This window comes from uncultured Aquincola sp. (assembly GCF_964001545.1).
GTDB lineage: Bacteria > Pseudomonadota > Gammaproteobacteria > Burkholderiales > Burkholderiaceae_C > Aquincola.
Window position 1 is genome coordinate 1 of the sequence record NZ_CAXFDV010000004.1, and the last position, 4704, is coordinate 4704.

Annotated in this window: 7 protein-coding genes; 3 read left to right on the forward strand and 4 right to left on the reverse strand. The window is 69.3% G+C overall.

What is annotated here, in order from left to right; translation table 11 throughout:
* Window positions 1-791, forward strand: a 791-nt coding sequence (locus ABNT58_RS00135; RefSeq protein ID WP_348751492.1) for an amidohydrolase family protein, incomplete at its 5' end; no start/stop codon positions are given.
* Between the two features lie 24 nt (window positions 792-815).
* Here the strand turns inward: ABNT58_RS00135 and ABNT58_RS00140 are convergent.
* Genes ABNT58_RS00140 through ABNT58_RS00150 form a run of 3 tightly spaced genes read right to left on the reverse strand, consistent with a single transcriptional unit; the run spans window position 816 to window position 2830 of the window.
* The gene (locus ABNT58_RS00140; RefSeq protein ID WP_348751493.1) at window positions 816-1139 is read right to left on the reverse strand and encodes a DNA-binding transcriptional regulator; all 324 of its coding nucleotides are present in this window, start codon (window positions 1137-1139) and stop codon (window positions 816-818) included.
* The gene (locus tag ABNT58_RS00145; protein WP_348751494.1) at window positions 1132-1500 is read right to left on the reverse strand and encodes a type II toxin-antitoxin system RelE/ParE family toxin; all 369 of its coding nucleotides are present in this window, start codon (window positions 1498-1500) and stop codon (window positions 1132-1134) included. The genes ABNT58_RS00140 and ABNT58_RS00145 overlap by 8 nt, the downstream gene beginning before the upstream one ends.
* 49 nt (window positions 1501-1549) lie before the next feature.
* Window positions 1550-2830, reverse strand: a complete 1281-nt coding sequence (locus ABNT58_RS00150) for an MFS transporter (protein ID WP_348751495.1) — start codon at window positions 2828-2830, stop codon at window positions 1550-1552.
* 74 nt (window positions 2831-2904) lie between these two features.
* On the opposite strand from ABNT58_RS00150, the gene ABNT58_RS00155 reads away from it, so the two are divergent.
* Together ABNT58_RS00155 and ABNT58_RS00160 are read left to right on the forward strand one after the other, a co-directional pair.
* Window positions 2905-3498, forward strand: a complete 594-nt coding sequence (locus ABNT58_RS00155; RefSeq protein ID WP_348751496.1) for a TetR/AcrR family transcriptional regulator — start codon at window positions 2905-2907, stop codon at window positions 3496-3498.
* A 57-nt stretch (window positions 3499-3555) separates the two neighbouring features.
* On the forward strand, window positions 3556-3918 hold the full coding sequence (locus tag ABNT58_RS00160) for a 5-carboxymethyl-2-hydroxymuconate Delta-isomerase (RefSeq protein WP_348751497.1): 363 nt from the start codon (window positions 3556-3558) through the stop codon (window positions 3916-3918).
* Window positions 3919-3936: 18 nt separating this feature from the next.
* Here ABNT58_RS00160 and ABNT58_RS00165 read toward each other — a convergent pair.
* A partial coding sequence (locus ABNT58_RS00165) for an SDR family oxidoreductase (RefSeq protein ID WP_348751498.1) occupies window positions 3937-4704 on the reverse strand: 768 nt, incomplete at its 5' end.

A 4704-nucleotide genomic window follows, 5' to 3' on the forward strand; every position in this document is an offset into this window, starting at 1 on the left:
AGATGCAGCAGATCGTCGAGGCGCTGCACGAGGCCGGCGACTCGGCCTTTGCCGCCGGCGTGCCGCTGGTGATCTCGCACCACAAGTGCGCCGGGCCCGCGAACTGGGGCCGCACCAGGGAGACGCTGCCGCTGATCGAGTCGCTCGCGCAGCGCCAGAAGATCGCGATGGACGTCTACCCCTACGTCGCCGGTTCCACCGTGCTGCGCGAGGACCTGGTCGACGGCGTGATCGACGTGCTCTTGACCTGGTCCGACCCGCATCCCGAGATGACCGGCCGGCTGGTGTCGGACATCGCGCGCGAATGGGGCGTGAGCGAGCAGGAGGCCTGCCTGCGGCTGAAGCCCGGCGGCGCCTGCTATTTCCAGATGCAGGAAGAGGACGTGGAGCGCGTGATCGCGCATCCGCTGACCATGATCGGCAGCGACGGCCTGCCGCACGACCGCCATCCGCATCCGCGGCTGTGGGGCGCGTTTCCGCGGGTGCTGGCGCGCTACTGGCGCGAGCGCCAGCTGTTCACGCTGGAGCAGGCGGTGCACAAGATGACGGGGCTGACCGCCCGCAACTTCCGCATTGCCGGCCGCGGCCTGCTGCAGCCCGGCCTGCACGCCGACGTGGTGGTGTTCGACCCGCAGCAGGTGGCCGACACCGCCACCTACGACCACCCCATCAGCGTCAGCCGCGGCATCCGCCGCGTCTACGTCAACGGCGCGCTGGCCTATGCGGAAGCGCCCGACGGCCAGCCGGCGCAGGTGCTGGCGCGGGCGGGGCGGATGCTGCGGCGGGGGTGACGCAGGAGAAGCCGGATGCGCTGATCAGGCAAGCACCTTCAGCCCGTGCTTGTCAACGACGGACAACAGCTTCAGGGCCATGCCGCTGGGTCGCTTGGTGCCGGCTTCCCACTTCTGGATGGTCGATTCGCTGGTGTTGAGGTAGCGGGCGAACACCGGCTGGCTGACATGCGCCCGCTCACGGATGCGCTTGATCTGCTGGGGGTCGATGTCCGGCGGTGCGGACAGGCAGGATTCATCGAACTCCCGCATCGTGGCCTTGTCGATCGCACCCACCTTCAGCAGCGCCTGCGCTGAAGCGTGGATGGCTTCGAAGGCTTCGCTCTTGAACTTTCGCTTGCTAGCCATGGCATATCTCCTGGAACTGACGGGAGGCGATGAGGGCGCTGACCTGCGAGTCGGTAAGGCGTGCGTAGGCTTTGGCAAGCAACCGGAAGCCGGCCAACTCATCGTCATCGATGTTGGCACGCTGATTCTTGGCGAAGAGGTACTCATACACCCAGAAGCGCCCGCCCTTCGCGAGGATCAAGGAGCGGTGCATGTTGTCGTTCAACCGCTTCTTGAAGACTCCGCCACCCACGTCATCCGCCTGACCGGCCATCACTTGACGCATCGCCGAGCACAGTTGCGCGTCTTCGATGCCCGCCTTACTGGCGTCTTTGCTGAATCTGCCTGTCTTGAAGACACGGCTGGTAGCCTGGCTACCCATCGTTAGAAGTCTAGCACCAGGTGCTAGTGCATGGAACCTGCGAACGGTTCTACGCGGTCGCCACCACCGCCCGCGGCGCGGGCGTGCGGATCATCATCAGCGCCACCAGCACGCAGGCCGCGCCGGCCACGAAGAGGGCGGGCGAGTACGAGGCCAACACCGCGCGCGACCAGCCAGCGCCATAGGCGGCGGTGGCGGCGCCCAGCTGGTGCGCGGCGAACACCCAGCCGAAGACCAGCGGTGCGCGGGCCGGGCCGAAGGTGGCGGCGGCCAGCTTGACCGTGGGTGGCACGGTGGCAATCCAGTCGAGCCCGTAGAAGGCCGCGAAGACCGACAGGCCCATCAGCGTGAAGTCGGAGTAGGGCAGCCAGAACAGCGACAGGCCACGCAGCCCGTAGTACCAGAACAGCAGCTTGCGGTTGTCGAAGCGGTCGGACAGATAACCCGACAGCGTGGTGCCCACCAGGTCGAAGATACCCATCATTGCCAGCACCGAAGCCGCGGGCACCGCGCCCAGGCCCTGGTCGCTGCACAGCGAGATGAAGTGCGTCTGGATCAGCCCGTTGGTGCTGAGCCCGCAGACGAAGAAGCTGCCCGCCAGGATCCAGAACATCGGCACCCGCGCCGCACTGGCCAGCGTGCGGAAGGGCAGCCCCCAGTCGGCCGGCGGCGCCGCGGCGGGCGCGGCCGCCTGCGGGTCGGCGCCGTAGGGCTGCAGGCCGATGGCGGACGGATGGTCGCGCATGAACAGCGTGACCAGCAGCGCCACCAGCGCCGCCATGGCCACCACGGGCGCCACCGCCCAGCGCCAGCCATGGTGTTCGATCAGCCATGCGGCCATGGGCAGGAACAGCAGCTGCCCGGTGGCGGTGCTGCCGGCCAGCAGGCCCATCACCAGGCCCTTGCGCTGCACGAACCAGCGGTTGGCCACCACCGCGCCCAGCACCATGGCCGTGAGCCCGGTGCCGATGCCCAGGGCCAGCCCCCACAGCGCAAAGGCCTGCGGCAGCGTGCGCATCACCGTGCCCAGCAGCAGCGCAGTGCCGATGACCGTGGCGGCCACGGCCACCACGCGTGAGACGCTGTAGCGCATCAACACCACCGCCGCGAACGGCCCCAGCAGGCCGAACAGGGCGAAGCGCGTGGCGAAGATGGACGACAGCTGCGTGGTGCTCCAGCCGAACTCCTGCGCCAGCGGCTGCATCAACGCACCGGGCAGGCCCAGCGCGGCCGAGGTGGTGAGCATCGCCAGGAAGGTGAGGGCGGCCACCACCCAGGCGTAGTGGATGCCCCGCTTGTGCAGGGCGGCGGCCAGGTGGGCTGCGGGCATGGATTTGTTCCCTCGTCTTTGGCGTGTGGCTTTATGATAGTGACCTCCATCAAAAAAGCAACGAGGCACGGCGCATGAAGGTGAGCAAGGAGCAGGCGCAGCAGAACAAGCAGGCGCTGCTGGAAGCGGCGGGGCGGCTCTTCAAGCAGCACGGCGTGGATGGCGTGGGCGTGGCCGACATCTGCCGCGAGGCCGGGCTGACGCAGGGCGCGCTGTACAAGCACTTCACCGACAAGCAGGACCTGGTGGCGCAGTCGTTCGAGCGCGCCTTCCGCCAGGGCTTCGACCGCATCACGGCGGTGCCGGCCGGCCAGTCGCCCAGCCTGGACACCTACCTGCGCAGCTACCTGAGCCGGCGCCTGCGCGACGACCTGTCCGCCGGCTGCCCGCTGATGGCCACGGCCTGCGAAACCGCGCGGCAGAGCGAGCCGGTCAGCCGCAACTTCACCAGCGCCTTCGTGGAATTGCGCCAGGGCCTGCAGGCGGTGCTGCCCACCCCACCCGACGCCAGCGCCGAAGACACCCGCCAGCAGGCCACGATGGCGGTGGCCGCCCTGCTGGGCGCGGTGGCCTTGTCGCGCGGCATGTTGAAGGCCGACAAGGACCTGGCCGACCAGGTGCTGGCCGACGTGCAGGCCTGCCTGACCCGGCTGCAGCAGCAGGCCTGACGCAGGAGCAGCAGCGCCTGCAGCGGCCCGTATCACCGGCCGCCACCGGAGAACGCCTTGCCCCACTTCACGCTTCAGTACAGCGCCAATGCCCAGCCCCTGGATGTCGGAGCCTGCCTGGCCGCGGTCAATGCGGCGCTGGCCGAATCGGGCCACTTCCAGGAGCTGGACATCAAGAGCCGCGCCTTGCGCGTGGACGACTTCCAGGTGGGCGTGGTGCCGCAGGGCCGCGCCTTCATCGCCGGCCAGCTGGCGGTGCTCACCGGCCGCAGCGACGAGACGCGGCGCGAGATGGGGGCGCTGGCGCTGAAGGCCCTGCTGTCTTGCCTGAAGGCCACGCCGGGCCTGCACCTGCAGGTGTCGGTCGAGGTGGTGGAGATGCAGCGTGAGATCTACGCCAAGGCCATCCTGGCGGGTTGATCCTTTCGGGGTGCCGGTCTAGACGGTCGGTACCGTCCCGCCGTCGATCACATGCTCGCTGCCCGAGATGGCGGCGGCCCGTGGCGACACCAGGAAGGTGATCAGGTCTGCCACCTCCTGCGGCTGGGCCGGCCGGCCCAGCGGAATGCCGCCGAGCCCGTCCATGATCAACTGCCGGCCGCCTTCAGGGCCGGTGCCGGCCTGTGCGGCGATGCGCTGCACGAAGTCGAGCGAGGCCTCGGTCTCTATCCAGCCGGGCGACACACGCAGCACCCGCACGCCCTGGGGCGTGACTTCCTTCGACAAGGACTTGCTGTAGGTGGACAAGGCGCCCTTGGCCGCGGCGTAGGCGGTGGTCGATGCAGGCAGCGGCAGCACACGCTGGATGGACGTGACATGCAGGATCACGCCCGCGCCCCGGGCCAGCATGGCCGGCAGCAGCGCGCGGTCCAGCCGCACGGCCGACATCAGGTTCAGGTTCAGTTCGTTGAACCAGGCCGTGTCGTCCAGCGCGGCAAAGCCGCCGGCCGGCGCGGTGGACCCGCCCAGCGAGTTGACCAGGATGTCGACGCCGCCCCAGCGCTGCAGCACGGCGCCGGCCAGTGCGGCCACGCCTTCAGCGGTGGTCAGGTCGGCCTCCAGGTAGGTCACGCCGGGGCGCGGCGTGGCAGGCGCCGAGCGTGCCGTGGTCATCACCTGGGCGCCTGCGTCTTGCAGGCTGTGCACGATGGCAGCGCCCAGGCCCTTGGTGCCGCCGGTCACCAGCACCCGCTGGCCCTGAAGTTG